Source organism: Streptomyces sp. x-80 (genome assembly GCF_046549095.1).
GTDB classification, from domain to species: domain Bacteria; phylum Actinomycetota; class Actinomycetes; order Streptomycetales; family Streptomycetaceae; genus Streptomyces; species Streptomyces celluloflavus.
The window spans coordinates 196675-222197 of record NZ_JAJPWM010000002.1; the positions used below are offsets into that span (position 1 = coordinate 196675).

A 25523-nucleotide genomic window follows, 5' to 3' on the forward strand; every position below is an offset into this window, starting at 1 on the left:
CGGGCGGGCGGGTGCGCGGGCATCCGGCCCGGTCCTGATCTGCCCGGTCCCCCGGCCCCGGTCCCCTGACCCGGCCCGGACGGATTCCGGTCGCATGGCCCGTACAGCTTTCGCTAGCGTGCGGGCCATGAGCGATTCCGCGTCCGACGCCACCACCCCGCAGCCCGCGGCCTCCCCGGCCCATCCCCGCTTCGCCGAGGCGCTCGCGGACCTGGGGCTGACCGTCGAGGTCCGGCGTTTCCCCGAAGCCACCCGTACCGCCGCCGAGGCCGCCGCCGCGATCGGCTGTGACCTCGCCCAGATCGTCAAGTCGCTGATCTTCGCGGCGGACGGCGAACCGGTGCTGGTCCTGATGGACGGCGCCTCCCGGGTCGATGTGGCACGGGTCCGTGCCGAGCTGGGGGCCACGAAGGTCGGCCGGGCGAACGCCGATGTCGTACGGGAGACCACCGGTTACGCCATCGGCGGCGTACCGCCCTTCGGCCACCGCACCCGCACCCGCGTCCTGGCCGACCGGGGACTCCTGGCGCACGGCACGGTCTGGGCCGCCGCCGGCACCCCGCACACCGTCTTCCCGCTCGACCCCAAGTCCCTGATCGCGTACGCCGAGGGCCGTGTGGTGGACGTGCGCGAGCGCACCGCGTGACGCCCCTCGTCGTCGCGGCGGTTCTGATCGCCGCGCTCACCCACGCCAGCTGGAACGCGATCGCCCACGGCATACGCGACCAGCTCCTCGCCTTCACCCTCGTCGGCGGCGGCGGTGCGGTCTGCGGTGCCCTGCTGGCCGGCTTCGTCCCGCTGCCGGCCGCCGCGGCCTGGCCCTACCTGCTGGGCTCCGCCGTACTGCACGTCGTCTACCAGGTGCTGCTGATGCAGTCCTTCCGGCTGGGCGAGTTCGGTCAGATGTACCCGATCGCCCGCGGCACCGCGCCACTGGCCGTCACGGTCCTCGCCGCCGTCTTCGTCCACGAGATCCCGGACGCCTGGGCGCTGTCCGGCGTCGCGCTGGCCTCGGCGGGTCTGCTCGGCGTCGCCCTGTGGGGCATCCGCGGCTCCGCCGCCCGCCCCGACGCCCCGTCCCGCTGGCCGGCCGTCGCCGCCGCCGTCGCGACCGGCCTGTCGATCGCCTCGTACACCACCGTGGACGGCCTCGGGGTACGCGCCTCGGGCACCTCGCTCGGCTATATCGCCTGGCTGATGATCCTCGAAGGCGTGGCGATCCCCGGGTACGCCCTCGTCACCCGCCGCCGCGAACTGGCCGCCCAGCTCCGCCCGGTCGCGCTGCGCGGTCTGGCCGGCGGCGCCCTGTCCGTCTTCGCCTACGGTCTGGTGCTGTGGGCCCAGACCCGTGCCCCGCTCGCCCCCATCGCGGCGCTCCGCGAGTCCTCGATCATCGTCGGCGCCGCCATCGGGGCCCTCTTCTTCAAGGAACGCTTCGGCGCGCCACGGATCGCCGCCGCGGGCCTGATGGTGGTGGGGATCGGGCTGATGCTGCACACGGGGTGAGACGGGCGGGGCGAACGGGGTGGCGCGGCGCCCCGGGCCGAGGGGCGAACGGCCCGGGGCGCCGCGGACGCGCGGAGTACGCGGCCGGGCCGGGGCGCCCGCTGCCTGGGCGCTCCCCTCACCCGCCCCGCAGCGACTTGCGCAGCTCCGTGTTGGCGACCAGCACCCCGCCGTCCACCGGCAGGGTGATACCGGTGACCCAGGCCGCGTCCGTGGAGGCCAGATAGGCGACCGCCGCGGCGATGTCCGCCGGCCGCCCGACCCGGCCCAGCGGATAGGCGTCCGCCGCCCGCCGCAACTCGTCCTCCCGGCCGTCCCAGTTGGGGGTGGCGACCGTGCCCGGTGCGACGAGGTTGACCCGTACGCCACGCGGTGCGGCCCGGCCGGAGAGCGTCCGGGTCAGGCTGGCCAGGCCCGCCTTGGCCGCGCTGTAGGCGTGGTTGCCGAAGTCCTGGATGCCGTTGACCGAACCGATGTTGACGATCGCGCCCCGGCCGCCGGCGGCGGCCAGATGCGGCAGCGCGGCCCGCGCGCAGCGGAAGGCGCCGCCGAGCGTGATGTCCAGATCCGCCGCCCAGTTCTCGTCCGACTCGTCCTCGAACAGCGGGGTGTCGGGGTGGCAGCTGAAGGCGTTGTTGACCAGCACGTCCAGCCCGCCGAACCGCCGCACCGCATGGCCGACGGCCGCCTCCACGGCGGCCCGGTCCCCCACATCGCAGGCCATCGCCTCGGCATCGCCGCCCGCCGCCCGGATCCCCGCGGCCGCGTGCTCGGCCCGCGCCCCGTCCACATCGGTGACGAGCACCCGGGCCCCCTCCTCGGCCAGCCGCCGCGCGGTGGCCTCCCCGATCCCCCGCCCCGCACCGGTGATCAGTACGCCGTATCCCTCGAACCGCCGCATGACTTCGCCCCTTCGCCGTATGTTTCCGAGTGGCCCCGCCAGCCTCATCCGTTGCAGTCTGCCCCGCCCGTGGCGGCCGCAACGGGCGTACGGGGTGTTTACGGAACGGTTCGCGGGTCGCCGCCCGCGGGGCGGCACAGCGCGTTGCCGAACGGCCCGGAACATGACGGAACGTGCTCGCGGCCCGCGCGGGGGGGCAGACGGTCACCCGGTCCGCGGGCCACTCGATCCGCGGGTCAGCGGGTCAGCGGGTCAGCGGTAGTCCTCCGGATGGCCCTGCATCCAGGAGTTGATCCGGTCGCGGGTGCCGATGAGCACCTGCTGGTGCTTCCGCAGATTGCCGAACGACCGGTCCGCGCCCAGTTCCTGCCACAGCTCCGCCGTCCAGGCCAGCGGCTCCTTGAAGTGGCCCGGCCCCTGACGGTCCGCCCGCATCGCCCTTTCGAGCCTGCCCAGTTCACCGGCCACCCGGTCCAGGAAGTACGCGCAGTTCCCCGGCGTACACGAATCGCCCAGCGTGGCCTGCACGCCCGCGAACGCGTCCCGGACCGCCTCGGCCGCGATGCCGGGCGGCGCGTCCTCTTCCTCCGGTGCCGCCTCGCCCGGGGACACCGCGGGGTCCGCCGGGCCGCCGTCCTCGCCGGGAGCGGCCGTCGGGGACGGTACGGAAGACCCGGAGGGCGCTGCCGGTGCCGACGCCGCGGACGCCTTGCCGGGTGGGGCATCCGCCCCCGCACCGGAACACGAGACCAGCGACCACGCCGCCAGCACCCCGACAACCGGCCCAACGATCCGGACAGATGCTCCGCGCACCAGGCTCCCCGTCTCCCCCACCGCTTTCACGGCTCTCACCGCTCCCGTCGCCCTTCCGCATTTCCACTGATCCCCGCTGATTCCTGCCGATTCCCAACGGACGTCACCAGGCCCCCACCCGGGCGGGAGAGCGGAGCGGAAGGCGGTCTACGGCGGCGTCACCCGGCCGCGCGGCAAGCGGCGGCCAGGGCCCGTACCACCGCCCGCGGCCGCGGGTCGGCCGTCACATTGCGCTGCATGCCGTTGGTGAGGTAGCCGAAGGCGATCCCGCTCTCCGGGTCGGCGAAGGCGAGGGCGCCACCGCGTCCCGGGTGCCCGAAGGAGCCCGGGGCCAGCAGCGGCGAGGACGGTCCGTGCAGCATGAAGCCCAGGCCGAAACGGGTGTTGACGACGAGGGTGCGGTCGGGCCCGGCGGACTCCTCGGTGCGGGCGAGCGTCAGTGTCGCGGGTGCGAAGAGGCGCGGATGGCCGTCGACAGGGCCGATCAGGGCGGCGTAACAGCGGGCCAGCGAACGGGCCGTGGCGATACCGGCCGAGGCGGGGAGTTCGGCGGCGCGGTAGGCGGGGTCGTTCTCGTCGGGGGGCGGGGCGATGGCGCCGAAGGCGCGGCTGGTGAGCGAGGCCGGGTCGCGGTACGCGTCGGCCACCGCGCGCTTGGGCCGTACCCGCAGGCCGGCGGCGGCGGCCGGAACCGGCGTCGCGATCTCGGCGAGCCGGCCGACGCGGGACCGGAGCGCCTCCGGGAGCCCGATCCACAGGTCGAGGCCGAGCGGCCCCGCGATCTCGTCGGCGAGCCAGGTGCCGAGGGTGCGCCCGGTGACCCGCCGCACCAGTTCGCCGAGCAGCCAGCTGTAGGTCTGCGCGTGGTAGCCGTGGTCGGCGCCGGGGGTCCAGGCGGGGGCCTGGGCGGCGAGCGCGGCCGGGCCGCTGACCCCGTCGATGGCCTGGGCCGGCGTGAGCGGGGTGTCCAGGACGGGCAGCCCGGCGCGGTGCGAGAGGAGGTGGCGGACCAGGACGCGGTCCTTGCCCGCGGCCTTGAACTCGGGCCAGTACGTGCCGACCGGCGCGTCCAGGTCGAGCAGCCCGCGCTGGTGCAGCAGGAGCGGGACGACCGCCGCGACGCCCTTGGTCGCGGAGCGGATCACCTGCGCGGTGTCCGCCTCCCAGGGCGCGGGCACCGCGTCGGCGCCGCCCGTCGCGGGACCGCCGGCGTACGCGTCACCGCCGCCGTCCCCGTGCTTGGTGCCGCCCCACAGATCGACGACCTTCCGCCCGTGCCGGTACACGGCGACGGCCGCGCCCCGTTCACCGCGCTGCGCGAAGTTGGCCGCGAAGGCGTCCCGGACCGGCTCGAAGCCGTCCTCCACCGTGCCCCGGACGTCCACCACTGATTCCTGCTTCCCACTCATCTGTCGCGTTCCATGACCCATCAATGGTGCATCGCGCGGATCAGTGCTGGTGACCGGGGCCGCGGCCCGTGGGGTTCATCACAGCGGCCCGGCCGACGGCCCCGGAGCGGGCGCGCCGGTGCACGCGCTCCAACCGACGTCGAGCGGTTCCCGTTGCCCGTCGCCCGGGTCCGCGACGGTCCGGGGCCGGAGCAACAGGTAATCGAGGGAACGTCAGGAGCAGCATGCGCCAACGGGAGGCGTTGGGGTCTTCCTTATGAACCAGAAGGACCAGAAGGGGGAGCAGGACCGGCAGGACCGAAAGGACGAGCGGGGCAAGGACGGCGACGCGGGCGAGAAGCCGGCCGCCGGCGGTGACCGGCGGGAGTCCGGCGGTGCGGACGTGCCGAGTCCGCCGCCGTGACCTCCCCGAGCGCCGTCGCCCCCGCCGGTGGCAGCACCGAACTCGCCGCGACCGGCGCCGGATCCGCCACCCCGTGGGCGATCGGCGGCGCAGCCGTGGCCCTCGGCGCCGGCGCGGGCCTGGTCCTCGCGGCCCGCCGCCGCACCGCCACCGGGCGCTGACCGCCGCCACGGCAACGACTCGACCGGCCGGTGGTCAGCCGCAGAAGGCCGGCCGGCCACCGGCCGCACGTAGCAGCGGCACGCGCCGCCGGGCGTGAGATGCCCACCGCCGAACACGAGGTGCGCCCCCGGGAGTGAGGTGCGCACCGCAGGACCTCCGCGGAGAAGGCGGACCGGCCGCCCCGTCGGCGATCAGGACCCCGGTCGCTCCCGAGGTGCCGCCCGTCCTGTCTCAGGCGGTGGTCCGGCCGGCGGGCGGGTCCTCGTCGGGGAGGGGCGCGGGGTCGGCGGCGGGCCGCCGGGCCGGTCCGCCGCGCAGGATCAACAGGGCCCCGGTGGCGAAGACCACCAGGAACAGCACGATCGCCGCCACGGCGATCAGTACGGCAGGGGCGTGCAGCGCCTGGTTGGCCAAGGTGAGCAGGACCGCCGGGATGCTGCTGCCGAGGGCGAGCAGCAGCATCCCGATGCCGATCGCAGACGGTGAGGTGGGGTGGGTCTCGGTGGTGGCGCTGCCCTTGCCTTTGACAGGGCCGATCGACCATTCGAAGGTGAGCCCGGTGCTTTCCCGCAGGACGAGCGCCTCCGCGCGGTTGCTGGGCCGTTCATCGCTGAGGTTGAGGTGCCTGGTCGTCCCCATGAAACGACGTTATCGGTCACCGCTCGGCGCTCCAACCAGGTTGTTTCAAAGCGCACATGACTGTTACCCAACCCTGACACGGCGGGTACGGAACAGGGGGCGCAAGCCGCGCTCCGTATGGGCATCATGCATACAATGACTGCTGTTGATGCATACGTCTGATTGACATCGCAGGGCGGATCCGCCAGACTTAAAAAGTGTTGAGGCTCTGGCCGTGCCAGATCGCCCGGATGGACCAGTTCAAGGGGGGACCTCAGATGTCCACTTCTCACTCGGGGGCGACGGCCCGCGTCGGGCAGAGTGCCGGACCGGTGCGCGTCACCGTCAACTTGGCCCCCAAGGCAGCCGCGGCCCTCGATCAGGCCGTCAAGCTCACCGGCGACACCAAGACCGACACCATCAACCGGTCTCTTCAGATCTACGCCTACCTGGAGAAGGTCATACAGGAAGGCGGCACCTTGTACACCAGGTCAGCGGACAGCGACGAGCTCGAACGCCTCTACTTCGTCTGATCGCTCCACCGCGCTTCACCTGAACGGCACTTCCCATGCGCGGCACCTCGTTCGAGCGCGCCGCCACCTGTTCGCCCGAGCGGCATGGCGTTTCGCATACTCACCTCACGGCCCCGGCTGGACCTCATCAGTCGGGGCTGCGGCATGTACGGACGCTTCCCGTGGGGGTGCGAGACCGACGGCCTCGCGTTATCGGCTGTCGGGTATTCGCCGGGCGGGCCCGGCCCTTCTTCACCGTGCGTGGTCACCAGGAGTGCGGTGGCACCAAGTCCCTCCGCCCTCGGCGGCGAGCCGGGCCGGAGAGCTGAGCGGCGGGCAGGGTCCCGCCGTCCTTGAGGGCGAGCCCGGTCGGCGGGCCGGGCGGCCGACGTGGCCCGGGGCATCCGCGATACCCGGCGCCGCCCCTCCGGATGTCCGGAAACCCGCTGTGCGTCATTGGGTGGCGGATACAGACTGTTTCCCTGGGCCTCGGAACCGGTTGCCGTGAACAGCCGTTCCTGGCCAAGTGGTTGGGGCGGCGAGTCGCGCGGGTGGCGCGATCACGTCGCTGCGGCGATATCGACGAGGTACGGGGGATTTCATGACGGAGCCGGCGCGCCCGGACGGCCAGTGGCCACCACAAGGACCGCCGCCAGGGGGCCCGCAAGAACCGCCGGAGGGCAGCCCGTTCGGCCCGCCTCCGGGTGCGTTCGGCCCGCCGCCGAGTGACTTCGGGCCGCCACCACAGCCCCGGTACGCACCCTCGAACGGCTTCCCGTACGGTCCCCCTCCCCCGGCACCGCCGGCCGGCGGCGGGGCGGGGCGGCCGCTGCCCTCGGGGCGGCGCGGGCGCTTCCTCCTCTTCGGCGGGGCCGGAGCGCTCGTCCTGGCGCTGGTGGCCGGGCTGCTGGTCTGGAACAGCGGCTCCGGCCCGGACGGGCCGGTGGCGAAGCGGAACCTGGAGCCGTTCCAGCAGGCCCTGGCCGAGCTGGCCACGGCCCCCGGTCTGCGCTACCAGGACTCCGCTGCCGCCGGCCGCACGAAGCAGGACATCACCGTCACCGCCGCCGGCAGCCGCTACGGCACCACGGGCTACGGCGGGACGCTCGACCGCGAGATCCTGCACGTGGGAGGCAAGACGTTCACCCGCCGGCCGGCCAGGCCCGGGGAGAGCGGTTCGGGCACCTGGGCCGCCGGGGACGAGGGCGGCTCCGGGCCGGCGGCGGAGGCGGTCGGGCGCAGGCCGTCCCCGGCAGTGCTGGCGATGCAGCTGTCCGAGGCCCTGGACGAGGCGTCCGACGTACCGGCGCCCGGCGCATCGGCCCAGCACCCCCTCACGGTGAACGGCACCCCGGCCCTCGCGGCGGACACCCCGGCGGGCCGTCTGCTCATCACCGGGAAGAAGCCCTATCGCGTGCTGCGCCTGGAGCCCGCCGGGCCGTCCCGGTCAGCCGGCCCCTCCGCCGGATCGGCCCAGCCGTTCTCGGCGCAGCCGTTCTCGGCGCAGATGAGGCCGGCGGCGGCGCGGAGTTCCCGCGAGGACCCGTCAGCGGTCCCCGCGGTGGCCGCAGGCCCCCTCCTGGGCAGCGATTCCCAGGGCATGGACCTGACCCCGGTCACCGGCGGTGCCGTCGAGCCGATGTTCAGCACCCTGGAGAAGCAGACCGGGGAACTCGGCAACGCCACCGACAGCGGTATATCCCTCGCCCTCAGCGGCTCCGGAACCGTGCAGTGCAGCTCGGGCGGGTGCACCGCCAGCAGCGGCGTCGCCGGTCAGATCACCACCGGTGCGAAGAGCCGCCTGACGGGCGGCAGCGTCACCGCCGTGATGACCGCCTCCTTCCGGATCGACGGCAGGCCCGCCGGCCGGTGCACCAGCCCGCCGGGCTCCTTCGCCGTCACCGGCACCAGCGTCTCCGGCAACCTGTCGTGCTCCGATCCGGGCGCCGGGCCGGTCTTCACCTCGATCGATGCCCAGAAGAAGGCCGATGCCCAGGCCCGCTCCCGGGCGAACGGCGGTCGCCCGGTCCAGTACCGCATTCCGTACGACGCCAGCTGGCTGATAACGGCACGCGCACTGGCGACGACCGAGGTCAAGAAGCTCGTGGAGAAGGTGAAGAGGGAACGCGACAACACGGGCTGTGCGAAGTCTCCGAGCACGCCCTCCGGCGCCCGCCTCTCGGTCGGTGGATTCCACGCGTACTATGCGCTGGCGCGCAGTGCGTCAGCCCTCGTCCTCGACAACGATGACGACCCGGGCTCCTTCTCGAACCTGGTTCCGGAGGACAAACCCGACTGGTTCAAACCGATTCCACCCGACATCGCACTGGCCCGGTCCGGGAACTACCTGTACGTGGTGCTGGAGAACGGCGACCTCGTCATCGGCAAGTCGACGGTCGGGCATGTGAGCCTCGCCCGGGGCAACCCGGTGCTGGCCGCAGGCCAGTTCAAGACCAAGGGCGGCGCGGTGGTGTCTCTCGACAACAAGTCCGGGCACTACCGGCCCTACGGAGCCCGCGCACAGAAGGCCGCCGTCGACGCATTCAACAGAAATGGGCTGCACGCCGATGGGAAGTACAACGCCGCATGGGGAAAGCCCGGCTGCTGATCCTGTCACACGTTTTCGGGGCATCATTCAAGATGTCCTGGATGCCGCCGAGAATTCCTGCGGAGTCGAGGCACTGGAACGGGACCTGGAGCGTGCGCTCGCGCTGCTGCAACGGAATCCCGGCCTGCGGCCGCAATTCGAGACGGAACTCATTTCCCTGCTCGATTCGATGCGGGAAGGCGTCGTCGAATTGATCTCGTTCACCATGCACGACCTGCGGTGGCCCGCGGTGGAAGCAGCGATCGCAAGCCGGATCTCCGCCCCCGGGAGAAACGTCAGCCACCTTCGGCTCCACGAAGCGATGCTCGACGCGTTCTCCGACTCCTGGCGCGACCGCGATCTGTACACGAGGTTCCAGGACAGGGACTGAACCGGCGGGACAGGTCTCCCCGGTCCCCGCACCCTACGGGGATCCGTGCGCCCGGGGTCACTGGGCGGGGAGGCGTACGGAGTAGATGGACGGGGTGTCGAGTCTGCGGGAGACGAGCATGGCTCCGGTGACCGCGAAGAGCAGCGGGACCATCAGGGCGTCGACGGTGCGGGTGAGTTCCAGCATCAGGACGATGGCGGCGACGGGCGCCTGCATGGCGGCGGCGAGGACGGCGGTGGCGCCGATGACCGCGAAACCGGCGGCCGGTCCCGGCCAGGCGTGTGTCCAGCCCTGCCCGGCGAGGGAGCCGAGCAGGGCACCGACGGCGAGGGTGGGCGTGAAGAGCCCGCCGCTGGCCCCGCTGCCCAGGCTGCCGGCGGTGGCGATCGGTTTGAGGAAGAGCAGGGCCACCAGTGCGGGGGCGGCGAGCTGTGCGCCGAGGGTGAGCTGGACGATGTCCTTGCCGTTGCCGAGCAGCTGCGGATACGGGACGGCCAGCGCGCCGACCGCGGTGAACACCAGCACGGGCGCGGCCACCAGCCGCCACCCCGTCGGCCGGTGTGCGTGCGCGATCCGGATCATCCGCACCCAGCCGACCGAGACCAGCCCGGCGAGCGGGCCGAGCAGTACGGCGAACCCGGTCAGCGAAGCGGACAGGGCCACTTCGGGCAGCCGGTAGGTGGGCCCGGTGGGCAGCACGGTCCAGGAGACCGCGGTGGCGATACAGGACGTGGCCAGGGCGGGCAGGGCCAGCCGCAGCGACAGGACGCCGAGCATCACCTCCAGGGTCAGCAGCGCCCCGCCCAGCGGGACGTTGTAGACACAGGCCATCCCGGCACCGGCACCGCAGGCGGCCAGCAGTCTGCGGTGCGCGGTGTCGATACGGGCCCAGTCGCACAGCCGGGAGGCAAGCGCCGCGCCGGCCAGCCGTGGCGCCGCCTCCCGCCCCAGCGACGCGCCCATGCCCACGATCACCACGGACAACACCGCGGTGCCCAGACTCCGCCGCAGCGGCAGCCGTCCCTCGTCCCGCCACAACGCCGTGCTCACTTCCGAACCGCCGGGCCCCGTCCACCACCGCAGCAGCCACCAGCCGATCCCGGCCACCGCCCCGGCGGCGGCCAGGGCCACCACCCGGCGAACCGCACCGGCCTGCTCGACCGCGGCCAGGAAACTCCCCGACCGGTAGGAGTACGTGAGGTGGGCCGACGCGTACAGCAGCGCCATCAGGGCGGCGCCCGCGAGCCCCGCCAGCACCCCCGTGGCCACCACCAGCGCCCAGAACCGCGGGGACAGCGCGGGAACATCCGCCGGCGCGAGCAGGTTCGGCTGCCCCACCGCCCCGGCCGTGCCCCTTCCGCGGTCACCGCTCCGTCCACCGCCCATCGCTCGCCTCTCCCGGGAAGTCGGCCGCCACTCGGTCCTCGCCGGGCATCGTCTCCCGGCCCGGCTGCCCGCGGCGGCGCCCGGCTCGCGTGTCGCGCCACCGCGCGATCCGGGCACCGGGGGCGGTCCGGGGAGCCCGTACCGCCATCCGCCTGCACCTGGCGCTATGCGCCCACCGGATCGGCCCGGCCGTCGTTGTACCGGAGGGGTACCGGACGTGAGGGCGCGGCGATGGACCGGAATGCGCAGTGGGTACGGGATGCCTCGGTGACCGCCGTGGACCTTGTGGTCACCGTCGCTCTGTTCACCGGCGCCGCGCTGCTGCACGTCCGCTGGCTCGCGGCGGTCGGCGGCCTGTGGGCGCTGCTGACCCTGCGGCAGGGCTACCTGGCCGCACGGATACGCGGACGTTCGGCGCGGGCGCCGGACGGCACGCGACACCGCCCACGCTGCTGAGCATGCGCGACGGGGCCCGGCGTCGGCCCCCGTTCCCACGGAGGCCGTCGCCGGGCCCTTTTCGCGCGCCGCTCCGTCCCCACGGGCGGGCGCCGGCTCCGGGGCGCCGCTCCGCTCGCTCGGCGGGCCCGGAGGTCTGGAGGGTCGTCAGCGGTCGGCCGACGGCCTCGGTAGAGAGATGTGGCGGAGAGAGAAAGGAAGAGAAGGAGGGGAGGGGTGGCGGGGGCGGGTGGGGGCGTCGGGGTCAGACGCCGAGGGCGGGGAAGACCACGGCGTCCACATAGGCGGAGAGGAACGCGGCGTCGGCGCTGCGGCCCTCGATGAGCTGCCGGGCGAGGAACGCGCCGGTCAGCAGGTGCGGGGCGAACTCCAGCGCGGGGCAGTCCGCGGCGATCTCACCGCGGTCGATACCGCGGCGCAGCATCGCCTTCAGCCCGGTCACCTCGGGGTCGAAGAGCACCTCGCGGAGCGCCTGGTGCAGATCGGGGTTGCGGTGCACGGCCTGGCCGAGCCCCCGCATCAGGGCGGAGTCCCGGGCCAGCTGGCGGTCGTCGGCGCGCCGCACCCACTCGGCGAAGTCGCCGCGCACGCTGCCGGTGTCGATGTCCTGGGTGATGACCGGTTTGGTCTGCCGCAGCGCGGTGGCGACCAGTTCCGGTTTGCCCTGCCACTGGCGGTAGAGGGTGGCCTTGCTGGCGTGCGTACGGGCCGCGACGGCGTCCATGGTCAGCGCGTCGTAGCCGACCTCGCGCAGCAGGTCGAGTACGGCGCCGTAGAGCTCGGCCGCCCGCTCGGGCGTCAGCCGGCTGCGACCCATGACGCATACCTCCTGGAGGGACCACGGGGGCGGCGCCGCGCGAGGCGGCCCGGCGCGGCGACGAACGACGGGGATGACGGGAGCGACGGAGCTGGCAGCGGACGAAACGGTTTCGTACCGCCGCGAACCATACGAATCCCGCGAACCCCATGAACGTACTCCTGCCCTCAGCGAAACGACAACGTTTCGATAGGGCTGCGGTGCGTGGTGTGCGTCACCCGGTGCGTGACCTGTGTCACGAGGCCGAGTTGCCGCGGGGTGCCCGTCCCGAAACGATGGGGGGTGTGAGCGACGCACGCGAGACCGTCGGGCAGCACCCGGAGCCGCATCCCACCGCACACGGTGGGCGGCTGCGCAGAATGCCGGCCCCGCCGGGCCCGCCGCCCGCCGCCTATCTGCGTTTTCCGCATCTGCACGGCGACAGCCTCTGCTTCGCGGCCGAGGACGACCTCTGGGTGGCCCCGATCGCCCCCGCCGGCGAGGAGCCCGGCCGCGCCTGGCGGCTGACCGTGGACCGTACCCGCGTCAGCCACCCCCGCTTCTCCCCCGACGGCCGGCAGATCGCCTTCACCACCTGGCGCAGCCTGGACCCGGAGGTCCATCTCACGCCGGTCGACGGCGGACCGGCCCGGCGGCTGACCTACTGGGGCAGCTCGGACGCCCGGGTCTGCGGCTGGACGCCGCCCGGCGAGGACGGCACCGCGCAGATCCTCGCCGTCTCCTCGCACGGCCAGCCGTTCTCCTATTACTCCTGGGCCCACAGCCTGCCGACTGACGGCAGCCCCGGCCGCCGGCTGCCCTGGGGCCCGGTCGCCGATATCGCCGTCGCCGACTTCGAGGGCGGCACCTTCGACATGGGCACCGTCGACGAGGACACCCTCGCGGCGGGCCACGGCCCCGCGTCCGGTCACCCGGGCGAACACCGCACCCTGCTGCTCTCCGGCAAACCGCCGCACGAACCCGCCGCCTGGAAGCGTTACCGGGGCGGTGCGATGGGCCGGATGTGGCTGCACGGCACCCGGCTGCTGCCGGATCTGTACGGGCATCTCGACTCGGTTATGTTCGTCGGCGGCCGGATCGCGTTCCTCTCCGACCACGAGGGCGTCGGCAATGTCTACTCCTGTCTGCCGGACAGCACGGATCTACGGCGGCACACCGATCACGCCGACTTCTACGCCCGGCACGCCTCGACCGACGGCTCCCGCATCGTCTACCAGTGCGCCGGTGACCTCTGGCTGGTCGAGGACCTGGGCGCGCACGCCCGGCCGCGCAAGCTGGCGGTGCGCCTGGGCGGCCCGCGGGCCGGCCGCCGTACCTACCAGGTCCCGGCGGCCTCGCACGTCACCTCGCTCGCGGTGGACGCCACCGGCCGGGCCAGCGCGGTGGGCGTACGCGGCAGCCTGTACTGGCTCACCCACCGCGACGGCCCGGCCCGTACGATCCACGACATCCCCGGGGTCCGGGTCCGGCTGCCCGAGATGCTCGGCTCCACCGGCCGGATCGCGTACATCACCGACGCCGAGGGCGACGACACGATCGAGATCGCCGATCTGCCCCGGGCCAGCAGCGCGGGCGAACCGCGCCGGCTGGCGGCCGGGCAGCTGGGCCGGGTCCACGAGATGGTCTCCTCACCGGACGGCGAACGGCTCGCGGTGGCGTCGCACGACGGCCGGCTGCTGCTGGTGGACGTGACCCGCCCGGAGGACGCGCCCACCGTGGCGGAACTGGCGGCGGCCGAACTGGCAGCGGAGGAGCTGACAGCGGAGGAGCCGGCGGCCCATGAGGTCATGACGGACGCGGCGATGGCGGACGCGGCCACGGCGCGCGCCGCCGCAGCGGACGGACCCAGGACCGAGGGGACCGCCGCCGACCCGGCCGACGGTCAGGTCACCGAGCTGATCCGGTCCGTCAACGGCCCGGTCCGCGACCTCGCCTTCTCCCCCGACTCGCACTGGCTGACCTGGTCGCACCCCGGCATCGGCCGCTCGCTGCGGGAGATCAAGATGGCCCGGCTGGCGGACCGCACCATTGTCGATGTCACCAACGGCCGCTTCGAGGACGAGCAGCCGGTCTTCACCCGGGACGGCCGCTATCTGGCGTTCCTGTCCTGGCGCGGTTTCGACCCGGTCTACGACGTGCACACCGGCGACCTGTCCTTCCCGCTGGGCTGCCGCCCGTATCTCGTACCGCTGTCCTCCGCGACGCCCTCCCCCTTCGCACTGTCGCCGGAGGGGCGGCCCGCGGCGGGCGGGCTGGACCCGGCGGAGAACCCGCCGGTCGGTGAGGGTCCGGTGCTGGTCGAGGTGGAGGGGCTGCCCGACCGGGTCACCCCGTTCCCCGTCGCGGCGTCCAAGTACTCCTCCCTGTGCCCGGTCAGCGGCGGCGGTCTGGTCTGGCTGCGCTGGCCGATCTCCGGTGCGCTGGGCGAGACGTTCGCCAACCCCGACAACACCTCGGGAAAGCCGACCCTCGAACACTTCGATCTGACCAAGGCCCGGCGCACCGAACTCACCAGCTCCCTCGACGGGTTCGCGCCGAGCGGCGACGGCACCCGGCTGGTCGTCAACGACGAGGGCGAACTGCGCGCGGTACCGGCGACCGAGCCGCCGGACAGCGATTCGACGGTCTACCTGGACCTGCGGCGCATCCTGCACGACGTGCACCCCGAGGCGGAGTGGCACCAGGCGTACGACGAGGCGGGCCGGATCGTCCGGGCGTACTTCTGGGAGCCGGGGATGTGCGGTATCGACTGGGACGCGGTGCTGGCGCAGTACCGCCCGCTGCTCGACCGGATCGCCTCCCCCGACGAGTTCGCCGATCTGCTGCGCGAGGTCCTGGGCGAACTCGGCACCTCGCACGCCTACGTCACCGGCGCCCGGCGCAACGAGGGCCCGCCGCACTACCAGCGCGCGATGGGCCTGCTCGGCGCCAACTTCGTCTGCCGGGAGGGCCGTTGGGTGGTGCGGCGGATCCTGCCCGGCGACTCCTCGGACTCCCGGGCGCGCTCACCGCTGGCCGGTACGGGCATCCGCGAGGGCGCCGCGCTCACCCATGTGGACGGCCGCCGGGTCGATCCGGTGGCCGGACCGTACCCGCTGCTGGCCGCGGCGGGCGGCACCACCGTGGAACTGACCTTCGCACCGGCCGACGGCGGCCCCCCGGCCCGCCGGGTCGCGGTGGTCCCGCTGATCGACGAACGGCCGCTGCGTTACCAGGACTGGGTGGCCAAACGCCGGGCGGTCGTCCGGGAGTTGAGCGGCGGCCGATGCGGCTATCTGCACATCCCGGACATGGGCGGCTCCGGCTGGGCCCAGTTCAACCGCGATCTGCGGATGGAGGTCTCCCGGCCCGCGCTGATCGTGGACGTACGGGGCAACGCGGGCGGCAACATCTCCGAGCTGGTGATCGAGAAGCTGACCCGGACGATCCTGGGCTGGGACCTGACCCGCGACGCCCAGCCGGTGTCGTACGCGAGCAACGCGCCGCGCGGCCCGGTCGTCGCGGTCGCCGACGAGATGACGTCCTCCGACGGCGACATGATCACCGCGGCCTTCAAGCTCCAGGGCATCGGCCCGGTGGTCGGCATGCGCACCTGGGGCGGGGTGGTCGGGATGACCGGCCGGCACCGGCTCGGGGACGGCACCACGATCACCGTGCCGATGAACGCCGCCTGGTTCAGGCTCTACGGCTGGGGCGTGGAGAACCACGGCGTCGAGGCCGACATCGAGGCGCTGCGCTCCCCGCTGCACTGGGCCGAGGGGCGCCACCCCCAGCTCGGCGTCGCCGTCCGCACCGCCCTCGACCTGCTGGAACGCCATCCGGCCGCGACGCCGCCGGACCTCTCGGACGTCCCCGACCGCCACCGGCCGCCCCTCCCGCCGCGCGGCGCCTGAGCCGCACCGGCACCCCCGGCCCGTACGCGGGGGCGCTCCGCACGGGCCCGTACGCAGGAGTCACGGGCAGGGCCCGCACATACTGAGGGGCGCACCCGGATCACCGGATGCGCCCCTCGCTCACGCGCCGCGCACTGTGAGCGCGTGAGGTTCAGGACATGCCTCGCCATGTGTCAGTCCTGGGGGTGGTCCTGGGCATCGTCCAAAGTCTCCTGACCCTTGTCGCGGTCCTGCCCGCCACGGTCCTTGGACGCGTCCCGGCCGCCCTTCTTGGCGTCGTCCCGCTTCTTCTGCGCCTCGCTCTTGAGCTTGTCGGCCTTGTCCTTGAACTGGTCGGAGATGCCCATGCTGATCACTCCTCGTGGGTGGGGGGAGATCCCGCTCAAGAATGCGGGGGATCGAGCCTCGACCAGCCTGACACGAACAGACGTCCGTCGCACTTCGATCACGGACCGGCACGCTCCGTGACGATACGAGGTCCGGACGGCGTGTGGCGGGGGCGGACAGGGGCGCGACGGGGGTGGGGCGGGGGCGGGCGGCGGAGGGACACGCCGCCCCGTCCGCCTGCCCGGCGCCCCGCCTGCCGGGGGCCGGGCTACCGCGCCGCCCGCGCCTTCTCGTCCGCCGCCCCGCCCGCGCCGACCAGCCCGACGCGCAGCCCGTCGGCGCGGTCACCGAACCGCCGCATCTCGCGCCGGCCCACCGTCCCGATGACGGCCGGCAGACCGCCGCGGAGCGACTGCATCCCGCGCAGCCACCACTGCCCGTAGACATGCGCGGAACGGCGCTCGATGCCCGCCGCGATCCGGTCGACGGCCGGGCCCAGCGGATAGGTCTTGTTGGACGGCCAGGGCAGCCGCGCGCGCAGTTCACGCATGACGTCCTCCTGGTCGGCGCCGCGCACCATATCGGTGTCGGTCCAGCTCAGATAGCCGACGCCGACCCGTACGCCCTTGTGGCCGACCTCGGCTCGCAGGCTGTGCGCGAACGCCTCGACGCCGGACTTGGACGCGCAGTACGCGGTCATCATCGGGGCCGGGGTGATCGCGGCCAGCGAGGCGATCTGGAGGAAGTACCCGCGGGACGCCATCAGTGCGGGCAGGAAGGCGCGGCCGGTGACCGCGCCGCCGATGAGATTGACCTCGATGACCCGCCGCCAGGCGACCGGGTCGGAGTCGACGAAGGGGCCGCCGGTCGCCACTCCGGCGTTGGCGACCACCACATCGGTCTTCCCGAAGCGGTCCTTGACCTCGTCCGCGACCCGCGCCATCGCCTCGTGGTCGGTGACATCGGCGTGCCAGTGGTGCGCCGGGCCGTGCAACGAGGCCGCGACGGCGGCCAGTTCGGCCGGCTCCAGGCCGACCAGCGCCAGTGTGGCCCCGCGCGCCGACAGCTTGCGGGCCAGCAGTGCGCCGACCCCGCGGGCCGCGCCGGTGACGACCACGACCTGCCCGTCCAGGCTCCGGTGTCCGCTCATGCCGCCTTCTCCTTCTTCTGCCGCTCCTGCCGCTCCTGCTGCTCGGACGGCTCCGACTGCTGTGACTGCGCTGACTGCTTCTGCTGCTTCTGCTGGGGTGTCCGCTCACCCTGCGGGGACGGCACCCCGTCCCCGGCGGCCGCCTGCCCGGCGCGGGGGGCCAGATGTTCCTGGACGAGTGCGCGCAGGCGGCCGGCGACCGCGCCCGGATCCTCCAGCGGCGTCATATGCCCCAGGCCGGGCAGCTCGGTCAGCCCGCGGCAGTCGGGGAGTACGGAGGCCAGCCGGCGGGCGTGCACGAGGGGGGTGAGCCGGTCGGCGGTACCCGCGACGACGACGGTCGGCACGTCCAACCGGGCGGCACCGCCGGTCAGTTCGAGACGGTACAGCACCTTGCCCCAGCGGGACCGGACGACGGGCGGGCAGGCGTGCACGATCCGCGCGCAGGCTTCGAGCTGCTCGGCGGTGGCACCGGCGCCCATCGTGACGTACCGCAGGATCCGCTTGCCGAACGGGGTGACCGGTCCGAGCGGGACCCGCGAGCCGAGCATCCCCCGGTGCACCCGGCGGCGGAGGCCGGGACTGCGCAGCGGGATCACCCGCGATTCGGTGGCCAGACCGGCGCTGCCGGTGCTGCACAGCAGCGCGGCGGCGGCCCGCGCGCGCAGCTGCGGCCGGCCGGCGGCGGCCATCAGTGTCATCCCGCCCATGGAGTGGCCGCCCAGGACGGCGCGTTCACCGGGCCCCAGCGTCGCCTCCAGGACGGCGATCAGGTCGTCGGCGAGCGCGCCGGTGCCGTAGCCGCCGGGGCGTACGGCCGGGGTGCGGCCGTGGCCGCGCTGGTCGTAGAGGACCACCCGGTGGTCGGCGGCGAGGTCGCGCACGACCGGCGCCCAGAAGGCGGTGGAGCAGGTCCAGCCGTGCGACAGGACGACGGCGGGGGCGCCCTGGGGCCCGTGGATCTCGGCATACAGCCGGGCCCCGTCGGCGGAGGTCACCATCAGCTTCTCGCGCGGCACCGGCGGCGCGTACGCCCCGCCTGCCCTATGCGTCAACCGGCTCATACGGCCACCTCCTCGCTCTGGCCCGCAGCCTTCCCCGCGGACCCCTCAGCAGGCCCGCCTCCGGGCCCGTCCACGTTCACGTCGGCGCTCCCGTCCGCGGTTCCGCCGGTAGTCCGCTCGGGCGTCCCCCCGCCGGTCCGGGCGGCCGGGACCCGCAGCACCTCGTACTCGGCGAGATCGACCTGCCGGGTCACCTTCCGGAACTCCGAGGTCGTCCCCGGCCAGGCGGTGGTGTTGCGGCCGTGGGAGTCCAGGTACCAGCTGTCGCAGCCGCCGGTGGTCCACACCGTGCGCGCCATCCGCCGCTGTATGCGGCGGGTCCACTGCTGTACGGCGGACGGGCGGGCGCTGAGCGCCATCCGGCCGCCGAGGACGTCGAGTTGGCGCATGAAGTCGGCCAGGTAGTTCAGCTGGGACTCGATCATCAGGATCATCGAGCTGTTACCGAGGCCGGTGTTGGGGCCGATGATGGTGAGGAAGTTGGGGAATCCGGCCGCGGTGGCGCCACGCAGCGACTCCATCCCGTCCCGCCACTCCTCGGCCAGCGTCGTGCCGTGGGCGCCGGTGACGCGGTGCGCGATCGGCAGGTCCGTGACCCGGAAGCCGGTGCCGAAGACGATGGCGTCGGCCTCGGTCTCGCTCCCGTCGGAGCCGATCAGCACATTCCCCCGCACCTCGGCCAGCCCCGCCGCGACCACGTCCACATTGGGCTGGACGAACGCCGGATAGTAGGTGTTGGAGAGCAGGATGCGCTTGCAGCCGATGCGGTAGTCGGGGGTGAGCCGGGCGCGCAGCCCCGGGTCCTTGACGGCCTTCTTCAGATGGCTCTTGGCGACGAACTCGACCAGGCCCAGCTCGTCGGGGCGCTTGGTGAAGGCGCTGACCTGGAGTTCCCGGATGCCCCACAGCAGACCGCGGCGCGCGGCGCGGGTGGCCGGGACATGGGTGTGCAGCCAGCGCTCGGCCGCGCTGATCTCCCGGTCGGCGCGCGGCAGCACCCAGGCGGGGGTGCGCTGGAAGAGGGTGAGCCGGCCCACCTCCGGCTGGATGGCCGGCACGATCTGTATCGCCGAGGCGCCGGTGCCTATCATCGCGACCCGCTTGCCGCGCAGGTCGAAGTCGTGGTCCCAGCGCGCGGAGTGGAAGACCTTGCCGGGGAAGGTGTCCAGGCCCGGCACGTCGGGGATCTTGGGGTCGGACAGCGGCCCGGTCGCGGAGACCACCACCTCCGCGGTCAGCGGACCGCGCGCGGTGTCGATCTCCCAGTGCAGTGCGTCGTTGCACCACCGCAGGCCGCGCACCTCGGCGTGGAAGCGCAGATGCGGGCGGAGCCCGAAGGTGTCGGTGACCCGCTCCAGGTACGCGCGGATGTGCGGCTGCCCGGAGAAGTTGCGCGGCCAGTCCGGGTTGGGCGCGAAGGAGAACGAGTACAGATGCGAGGGCACATCGCACGCGCACCCCGGATAGTCGTTGTCCCGCCAGGTGCCGCCCACCGAACCGGCCCGCTCCAGGACCACGAAGTCGGTGATGCCCTGGCGGCGCAGGCGTACGGCCGCTCCCAGGCCGCCGAACCCCGATCCGATCACCGCCACCCGCACATGCTCGCGCTCGCGCTCGGTCATGCCGCTGCCTCCCGGACTCGCCCCAACCGCGCCAGCAATCACTGGCACGGTGGGAGCGTAGGGCAGCTCCGTACCGAGCGGTAGGGGGCGTGCGCCGGGAAGTTACCCACCCGTCCCGCCTCCCGGTCCGGCCCCATGCCCCCGGCATAGGGTGAGCGGGTGGCAGCGAACGAGTACGCGAACGAGGAACCCGGAAAGCGTGAGTTCCGGATGGCCGAACTGGCCGCGGAAGCCGGCATCACGGTCCGTACGCTGCGCTTCTACCGCGAGCGCAAACTCATCGCCGCACCGCGCCGCGAGGGCCGGATCGCCTGGTACAACGAGCACCATCTCGCCCGGCTGCGCACCATCGCCGGCCTCCTGGAGCGCGGTCACACCCTCGGCGGCATCGCCGAACTCCTCGCCGCCTTCGAGAGCGGCCGGGACGTCGGCGAACTGCTCGGCCTGGACAGCGCGATCGTCCCGCCCTGGTCGGAGGAGACCCCGGTCCGCCTGACCCCCGAGGAACTCGCCGACCACTTCCGCGACGAGATCACCCCCGAGAACCTCGCCGTCTCCCTGGACATCGGCTATCTCGGCGTCGACGGCAACGAGTTCGTCCACATCAGCCGCCGTCTGCTGGACGCCTCCACCGACCTCATCGCCCAGGGCGTCCCGCTCGCCGCCGTGCTGGAGGCGGGCCGCGCGGTCCGCACCCACGCCGACGCCCTCGCCGACATCTTCACCACCCTCATCCGCACCCACGTCCTGCCCGACGTCCCCCAGCGCACCGCCACCGACGCGCCCGCCTGCGCCGACGCGGTCGACCGCATCACCGAAACCATCGAGAACCTCCGCCCCCTCGCCAAGGGGGTCGTCGAGGCGGAACTCTCGATGGCCATGGACCGCCGCGTACGCGCGGAAATCGACGACTGGCTGGGCACGCGCTCCACTGCGGACCCGGAACCCGGTCCAGGTCCGGGTCCGGACGCGGGCCTGAACCCGGACCCGGCCCCGGACGCCGGCCTGGGCCGGGACGCGGCCCCGGACAGCCGCGCGTAGGCCGCGCCCGCCCCTGCGACAAGCGGGTCGAGAGCGCCCGGGGATCCCTCTCCGTACCCTCCGATCCGAAGACCGGCCCGGATCGGAAGACCGGCCCGGACCAGGAGAACAACACCGCGCCGAGCACGGTGGAGTACACCGGCTGACGGGCCGCCGGGGTGCGGGGCGGGTGCCTGTGCGGGGCGGGTGCGTGGTGGGTGCAGATGCGGTCACCGCCGCACCGGAAAGACCTACCCTGGAAAGGAGCGAGCGGCCCTGGGACGGGTTTCCGGCCCGCCTCGCGCGCCACGGCGGCCCGGACCGGGTCATCGAAGCCCGTTGCGGTGCCCGCAGGCGTTGACGCGCAGCCGTTCGACGGTGGCGGCCACCCTGCCGGGAAGGAGCTGACCGTCATGGCGACGATCGCGGCGGTGTACCGGCCGGTCCGGCTCGAAGGGGAACTGGACGAGCCCCTGTCCCGCTGGCTCTGGCTGGTGAAATGGCTGTTGCTCTTCCCCCACCACATCGCTCTGATCCTCCTGTGGATCTCCTTCCTCATCGCCAGCGCGATCGCGTCCTTCGCGATCTTCTTCACCGGGCGCTATCCACACGTACTGTTCCGCTTCACCACCGGCGTACTGCGCTGGACCTGGCGGGTGGCCTTCTACTCGTACGCGGCACTGGCCACCGACCGCTATCCACCCTTCAGCCTCGGCGCCGTACCCGACTACCCGGCCCGCCTGCACATCCCCTACCCGGAGCAACTGCCGCGCGGTTCGGCGCTGGTGACGTCGTGGCTGCGCGCGGCCCCTCACTACGTCCTGATCGCCCTCTTCTTCCTCGCCTTCCGGCTCCTGTGGTGGCTCGGCGGGCTCTCGGCGTTCCTGGCGCTGGTTGTCGCAGTGATCGTGCTCTTCACCTGCCCCGCCGGAATCCTGGCGTTCACCGGCCGCTATCCCAGGCGCCAGTTCAACGCGCTCATGGCCTTCGACCGCTGGCTGGGGGAAGTCATCGCCTACATGTTCCTGCTGACCGTCGCCTACCCACCGATCCGCCCGAACCCGGCCCCCTATCCGGACCCGCCGGACGTGGCGAAGTCCCCCACGTGACCGGACATCCCGGGGATTCGGACACCCCCCGGCTGTGCCCCACCACAGGAGCGGGGCGCCCCCGTCCGCGTGCACACGGAAGGGACGCCCCGGCTGCCGCTGATGCCGACGCCGATGCCGATGCCGATGCCGATGCCGATTGCGACACTGCTGTCGGACAGCACGGAAGACGTCAGCGACGCACCGCACCTCTCAGTGATCTTCTCAGTGTCGCGTTGAAGGTTTCAGAGATCTGGGACTGTGTCGCTACCGGCGACGAGCTGAGATGGACCGCCTGGCACCTATAGGAGCCTGGACCCAACCCGGTTCGGCTGCCCGCCCCGACCGCGGCGTCAGGCCGCAACAGATCGCCCCGGCCTGGATGTCGGCCCGCTCCCCGGCCGTGCTCCCGGTACCTGGAGCACGGCCGCCCGGCCTCCCTCACCGACTCGGCCGCGGCGGGCCGCGGAGCTCAAGCTGGGCACCGCTGAGCGGTCCACGGCTCGGCCTCACCCGTTCGCGCGCGGTGTGTCAGCGGGACGTGAGTGAGGCGTTTCCAGAACGTCAGTGGCCCCGGGAAGAGTGGTGTCCACACCGCGGGAACGACCAAAGGAAAGTCCCGCACCCGACGCAGGGGGAACCTGATCATGCGTACTTCCCGGATTCGTACCGCCACCCTGGCCGCCGTCACCGCCGCGCTGGCGCTGGGCCTGACCGCCTGCGGCGGCGCCGACGGCAGCTCGAAGGCGGCGGGCGGCGACAACGCCGCCGGCACCGCGCAGAGCCGGTCCGTGTCCACCGGGGACGGCAAGGGCGGTGCGGAGCAGGCCAACAGCGGCGGTCACACCAAGGAGAGCGCGCGCTCGACGACCGCCTCGGGCGGGACGAACCAGACCGCGGGCAAGGGCACAACGGCCGGCGCCCAGCAGTGCCGCGGCGACGAGATGCTGCTCACCGCGGTGCACCGCTTCGCCGGGCAGCAGGGCGACCACCTGCTGGTCACCGCGTCGAACGAGGGCAACAAGCCCTGCTGGGTGACCTCGTACCCGTCCGTGAAGCTCGGCGACGTCGACGGCACCGCACTGCCGCACTCGAAGAAGGACAACCCGGGCGGCAACCAGCACATCACCCTCCAGCCCGGCGGCAAGGCGTACACCGCGGTGAACCTCTTCGACTACGGCTCGAAGAACCACACCGCCACCTCGTTCGCCCTCGCGCTGCGCGGCGCGGACGGCCACGACGGCCCCTTCTACTCCGTCGACAACAAGGGCGAGAAGCAGTTCAGCTGGAACGAGGCCGACGTGCTGAACTGGAACACCGAGAAGCCGTACGACTTCTGACGGCCCGACGGCCAGTGGCGCGTCCCCCCGGACGCGCCGCGCGCCCCGGACTCCGCCCGACGCGGCGCGCACCTTCGGCGCCGCGTCGGCGTTCGAGGTCGTCGGTGAACCGCCTCACCCTCAACGGCACCATCACCGAGACCACCACCGACTCCGGCCGGATCGCCGCCACCCGGGCAGGAGCTGAGGAAACCGTCAGGGCCGGCTGACCGCCCGAGGCACGACTCGGCGGCCCGCCTCAGGGCCGGCCCCGGGAGGCACCACAGCCGACCGGGGCCGGCCCTGAGGACAGGGTCACTTTCGCCAGAACAGGTGGTGCGTCACCCCGCTCGGGCTGGGCACGATCTCCAGGTGGAACCGGTCGCGCAGCTCATCGGGGGACGCCCAGAGGCGTAGTCCGGCACCGAGCTTCACCGGTGAGACCGCCACATGCAGGGTGTCGACGAGGCCGGCGTCGAGGAACTGCCGGATGGTGCTCACCCCGCCGCCGAGCCGGACGTCCTTGCCCTGCGCCGCCTCCCGCGCCTGCTCAAGGACCGTGGCAGGGTCGCCGTCGACGAAGTGGAACGTGGTGTCGGAGAGCGTGAGCGAAGGACGCTTGTGGTGGGTCAGGACGAACACCGGGGTGCGGAACGGGGGCTCGTCACCCCACCAGCCCTGCCACTCATGGTCCTGCCAGGGCCCCCGCTGGGGCCCGAACTTGTTGCGGCCCATGATCTCGGCGCCGATGTTGCGTGCGTAGTCCCGCGTGAGGTAGTCGTCGAGGCCCCGGCTGCCCCCGGGGTCGGTGCGCATGGGCCAGCTCGCCGTGGCGCCGGCCCAGGCGAACAGCCTCTCGGGCTCGACATGACCGAACGGCCTCTCAAGACTCTGGTCCTCACCGGCACCGATGCCGTCACTGGAGACGTTGAAGTTCTGGACTCTCAGCAGCTGAGCCACGTGTTCCTCCTGTGTTGTCGATAACGATGGTGAGACTCTCCGGGCCGGGCCAACTCGTAGAGGTGCCCGCGACCGGTCGGCAAATGGGCTGCCCGGACGAGCAGTTCCGATGCGTTCGGTGATCGGATGCAGCCGGTCGGGCCCGGAAGAGCGCGGTCGGCGCCACTTCGAGGGCGTACTCGGCGCCGTGGACGGCTAGTGCACGCAGAACTCTCCGCCCTCCGGATCCGTCATGACCACCCACTCGCCGGACGGTTCCGTGACGTGGTTCCGGATCTGGGCGCCGAGCGCGCGGAGGCTCTCAACCTCCGTGTCCAGCTCGCCCGCGGGGCTGTGCACGTCGATATGCAGGCGATTCTTGGCCGTCTTTATCTCCGACCGCGGGACGCGGTTGAAGAGCAGCCGGCGCCCCAGTCCCGTACCGCTCTCCGCGTCGTACGGGTCGTCGGGGTGGCGTACCGCCGCCGCGTCCCGCCAGGCGCGCCGGTCGTGGTGGCCGACGAGTATCTCGGGCGGGATGGCGCCGAGGCCGAGGAGCCTGCCGATGAGGACGCTGTGGTCCTCGACCTCGTAGCCGAGCACGGCCGCCCAGAAGTCGGCCTGGGCGTGCGGGTCGTGGGCGTCGACGACGAGCTTCCAGTGCAGCGGAGTTGAGGTCATGGACACCACTTATAGACCGCGGCACTGACAATGGGGGCTGCCGCCCGCACCCAGCCGGGTGGATCAGACGCGGTCAGTGATCGAACGCGGCCGGCATCACCGCAGGACCGGGGCGCCGGTCCTGCGGTGATGCCGGCCGGCTGCGCCGTCGCCACCCGGTCGGTGTGAACCGATCCGGCCACGAGCGCCCTCGGCCCCTCAAGTTCCGGTGGCACGCGGTCAATCACCGATGGCACTGGACGGCGGCATCCGGAGACATCACGCGCCGCCGCACGTCATCAGAGATCGAACGTCACCGTGACGGGAGCGTGGTCCGACCAGCGCTGGTCATAGCTCGCGGCCCGTTCCACGTACGCCTTCACCGCGCGCGCGGCGAGGCCGGGGGTGGCCATCTGGTAGTCGATGCGCCACCCGGTAGAAGCAGAGTCCACAACGGCATGCGGTCATCTGACCGCCGCC

General features: G+C 73.0%; 24 protein-coding genes and 1 pseudogene. 12 read left to right on the top strand and 13 right to left on the bottom strand.

The genetic code is table 11. The features are described from left to right. Positions 1-127 precede the first annotated feature (127 nt). Complete coding sequence (locus ACLJWH_RS03505; protein ID WP_411140049.1) at positions 128-646, top strand: YbaK/EbsC family protein; 519 nt, start codon at positions 128-130, stop codon at positions 644-646. Next, positions 643-1506 carry an EamA family transporter gene (locus tag ACLJWH_RS03510; RefSeq protein ID WP_411140050.1) on the top strand — a complete coding sequence of 288 codons (864 nt, stop codon included), beginning with the start codon at positions 643-645 and terminating at the stop codon, positions 1504-1506. Before ACLJWH_RS03505 ends, ACLJWH_RS03510 begins: the two co-directional genes overlap by 4 nt. A 118-nt stretch (positions 1507-1624) precedes the next feature. Here the strand turns inward: ACLJWH_RS03510 and ACLJWH_RS03515 are convergent, their stop codons facing one another. The 3 genes from ACLJWH_RS03515 to ACLJWH_RS03525 all read right to left on the bottom strand — a co-directional run bounded on the left by ACLJWH_RS03515 (position 1625) and on the right by ACLJWH_RS03525 (position 4629). Beyond that, positions 1625-2407 carry an SDR family NAD(P)-dependent oxidoreductase gene (locus tag ACLJWH_RS03515; protein WP_411140051.1) on the bottom strand — a complete coding sequence of 261 codons (783 nt, stop codon included), beginning with the start codon at positions 2405-2407 and terminating at the stop codon, positions 1625-1627. Positions 2408-2659: 252 nt separating this feature from the next. Further along, entirely contained in the window at positions 2660-3220 is a 561-nt protein-coding gene (locus ACLJWH_RS03520; RefSeq protein WP_411140052.1) for a hypothetical protein, read from the bottom strand. A 158-nt stretch (positions 3221-3378) separates the two neighbouring features. Next, entirely contained in the window at positions 3379-4629 is a 1251-nt protein-coding gene (locus tag ACLJWH_RS03525; RefSeq protein WP_411140053.1) for a serine hydrolase domain-containing protein, read from the bottom strand. A gap of 256 nt (positions 4630-4885) precedes the next feature. Here ACLJWH_RS03525 and ACLJWH_RS03530 point away from each other — a divergent pair, with 256 nt between their 5' ends. Both ACLJWH_RS03530 and ACLJWH_RS03535 read left to right on the top strand, forming a co-directional pair. Then, positions 4886-5032 carry a hypothetical protein gene (locus tag ACLJWH_RS03530; RefSeq protein ID WP_411140054.1) on the top strand — a complete coding sequence of 49 codons (147 nt, stop codon included), beginning with the start codon at positions 4886-4888 and terminating at the stop codon, positions 5030-5032. Continuing rightward, complete coding sequence (locus ACLJWH_RS03535) at positions 5029-5193, top strand: LAETG motif-containing sortase-dependent surface protein (protein WP_411140055.1); 165 nt, start codon at positions 5029-5031, stop codon at positions 5191-5193. The genes ACLJWH_RS03530 and ACLJWH_RS03535 overlap by 4 nt, the downstream gene beginning before the upstream one ends. A gap of 232 nt (positions 5194-5425) precedes the next feature. Here ACLJWH_RS03535 and ACLJWH_RS03540 read toward each other — a convergent pair whose 3' ends face one another. After that, positions 5426-5833: a hypothetical protein gene (locus tag ACLJWH_RS03540; RefSeq protein WP_411140056.1), complete on the bottom strand. Its 408-nt coding sequence runs from the start codon at positions 5831-5833 to the stop codon at positions 5426-5428. Positions 5834-6090: 257 nt separating this feature from the next. Between ACLJWH_RS03540 and ACLJWH_RS03545 the strand changes: the two genes are divergently transcribed. The 3 genes from ACLJWH_RS03545 to ACLJWH_RS03555 all read left to right on the top strand — a co-directional run bounded on the left by ACLJWH_RS03545 (position 6091) and on the right by ACLJWH_RS03555 (position 9302). Beyond that, on the top strand, positions 6091-6345 hold the full coding sequence (locus ACLJWH_RS03545) for a hypothetical protein (RefSeq protein ID WP_052856999.1): 255 nt from the start codon (positions 6091-6093) through the stop codon (positions 6343-6345). A 580-nt stretch (positions 6346-6925) separates the two neighbouring features. Next, on the top strand, positions 6926-8932 hold the full coding sequence (locus ACLJWH_RS03550; RefSeq protein ID WP_411140057.1) for a hypothetical protein: 2007 nt from the start codon (positions 6926-6928) through the stop codon (positions 8930-8932). After that, the gene (locus tag ACLJWH_RS03555; protein WP_411140058.1) at positions 8892-9302 is read left to right on the top strand and encodes a hypothetical protein; all 411 of its coding nucleotides are present in this window, start codon (positions 8892-8894) and stop codon (positions 9300-9302) included. The genes ACLJWH_RS03550 and ACLJWH_RS03555 overlap by 41 nt, the downstream gene beginning before the upstream one ends. Before the next feature lie 57 nt (positions 9303-9359). Here the strand turns inward: ACLJWH_RS03555 and ACLJWH_RS03560 are convergent, their stop codons facing one another. Then, on the bottom strand, positions 9360-10640 hold the full coding sequence (locus tag ACLJWH_RS03560; RefSeq protein ID WP_411140059.1) for a chloride channel protein: 1281 nt from the start codon (positions 10638-10640) through the stop codon (positions 9360-9362). Between the two features lie 279 nt (positions 10641-10919). Here ACLJWH_RS03560 and ACLJWH_RS03565 point away from each other — a divergent pair, with 279 nt between their 5' ends. Further along, positions 10920-11144, top strand: a complete 225-nt coding sequence (locus ACLJWH_RS03565; RefSeq protein WP_411140060.1) for a hypothetical protein — start codon at positions 10920-10922, stop codon at positions 11142-11144. Positions 11145-11388: 244 nt separating this feature from the next. Here ACLJWH_RS03565 and ACLJWH_RS03570 read toward each other — a convergent pair whose 3' ends face one another. Further along, positions 11389-11961 (bottom strand): TetR/AcrR family transcriptional regulator, encoded by a 573-nt coding sequence (locus ACLJWH_RS03570; RefSeq protein WP_411140061.1) that lies wholly within the window; start codon positions 11959-11961, stop codon positions 11389-11391. Positions 11962-12320: 359 nt separating this feature from the next. Between ACLJWH_RS03570 and ACLJWH_RS03575 the strand changes: the two genes are divergently transcribed. Beyond that, the gene (locus ACLJWH_RS03575) at positions 12321-15854 is read left to right on the top strand and encodes a S41 family peptidase (RefSeq protein WP_411140417.1); all 3534 of its coding nucleotides are present in this window, start codon (positions 12321-12323) and stop codon (positions 15852-15854) included. 173 nt (positions 15855-16027) lie between these two features. Here ACLJWH_RS03575 and ACLJWH_RS03580 read toward each other — a convergent pair whose 3' ends face one another. From ACLJWH_RS03580 to ACLJWH_RS03595, 4 genes are all read right to left on the bottom strand, one after another. Further along, the gene (locus tag ACLJWH_RS03580; RefSeq protein WP_411140062.1) at positions 16028-16201 is read right to left on the bottom strand and encodes a hypothetical protein; all 174 of its coding nucleotides are present in this window, start codon (positions 16199-16201) and stop codon (positions 16028-16030) included. A gap of 248 nt (positions 16202-16449) precedes the next feature. Continuing rightward, positions 16450-17331 carry an SDR family oxidoreductase gene (locus tag ACLJWH_RS03585; protein ID WP_411140063.1) on the bottom strand — a complete coding sequence of 294 codons (882 nt, stop codon included), beginning with the start codon at positions 17329-17331 and terminating at the stop codon, positions 16450-16452. Next, positions 17328-18395 carry an alpha/beta fold hydrolase gene (locus ACLJWH_RS03590; RefSeq protein ID WP_411140064.1) on the bottom strand — a complete coding sequence of 356 codons (1068 nt, stop codon included), beginning with the start codon at positions 18393-18395 and terminating at the stop codon, positions 17328-17330. The genes ACLJWH_RS03585 and ACLJWH_RS03590 overlap by 4 nt, the downstream gene beginning before the upstream one ends. Then, entirely contained in the window at positions 18392-20017 is a 1626-nt protein-coding gene (locus ACLJWH_RS03595) for a flavin-containing monooxygenase (protein WP_411140065.1), read from the bottom strand. The genes ACLJWH_RS03590 and ACLJWH_RS03595 overlap by 4 nt, the downstream gene beginning before the upstream one ends. Positions 20018-20227: 210 nt before the next feature. Here ACLJWH_RS03595 and ACLJWH_RS03600 point away from each other — a divergent pair, with 210 nt between their 5' ends. The 3 genes from ACLJWH_RS03600 to ACLJWH_RS03610 all read left to right on the top strand — a co-directional run bounded on the left by ACLJWH_RS03600 (position 20228) and on the right by ACLJWH_RS03610 (position 23465). Next, the gene (locus ACLJWH_RS03600; RefSeq protein ID WP_411140418.1) at positions 20228-21058 is read left to right on the top strand and encodes a MerR family transcriptional regulator; all 831 of its coding nucleotides are present in this window, start codon (positions 20228-20230) and stop codon (positions 21056-21058) included. Between the two features lie 323 nt (positions 21059-21381). Then, positions 21382-22146: a DUF4389 domain-containing protein gene (locus tag ACLJWH_RS03605; protein ID WP_411140066.1), complete on the top strand. Its 765-nt coding sequence runs from the start codon at positions 21382-21384 to the stop codon at positions 22144-22146. 626 nt (positions 22147-22772) lie between these two features. After that, positions 22773-23465: a DUF4232 domain-containing protein gene (locus ACLJWH_RS03610; RefSeq protein WP_411140067.1), complete on the top strand. Its 693-nt coding sequence runs from the start codon at positions 22773-22775 to the stop codon at positions 23463-23465. Positions 23466-23759: 294 nt separating this feature from the next. Here the strand turns inward: ACLJWH_RS03610 and ACLJWH_RS03615 are convergent, their stop codons facing one another. From ACLJWH_RS03615 to ACLJWH_RS03625, 3 genes and pseudogenes are all read right to left on the bottom strand, one after another. Next, positions 23760-24404, bottom strand: a complete 645-nt coding sequence (locus tag ACLJWH_RS03615; protein ID WP_411140068.1) for a dihydrofolate reductase family protein — start codon at positions 24402-24404, stop codon at positions 23760-23762. 195 nt (positions 24405-24599) lie between these two features. Then, positions 24600-25064, bottom strand: coding sequence for a VOC family protein (locus ACLJWH_RS03620; RefSeq protein WP_411140069.1), 465 nt, complete (start codon positions 25062-25064; stop codon positions 24600-24602). A gap of 278 nt (positions 25065-25342) precedes the next feature. Beyond that, a pseudogene (locus ACLJWH_RS03625) lies at positions 25343-25480 on the bottom strand (exodeoxyribonuclease III); the annotation flags it as partial. Between the last annotated feature and the right edge of the window lie 43 nt (positions 25481-25523).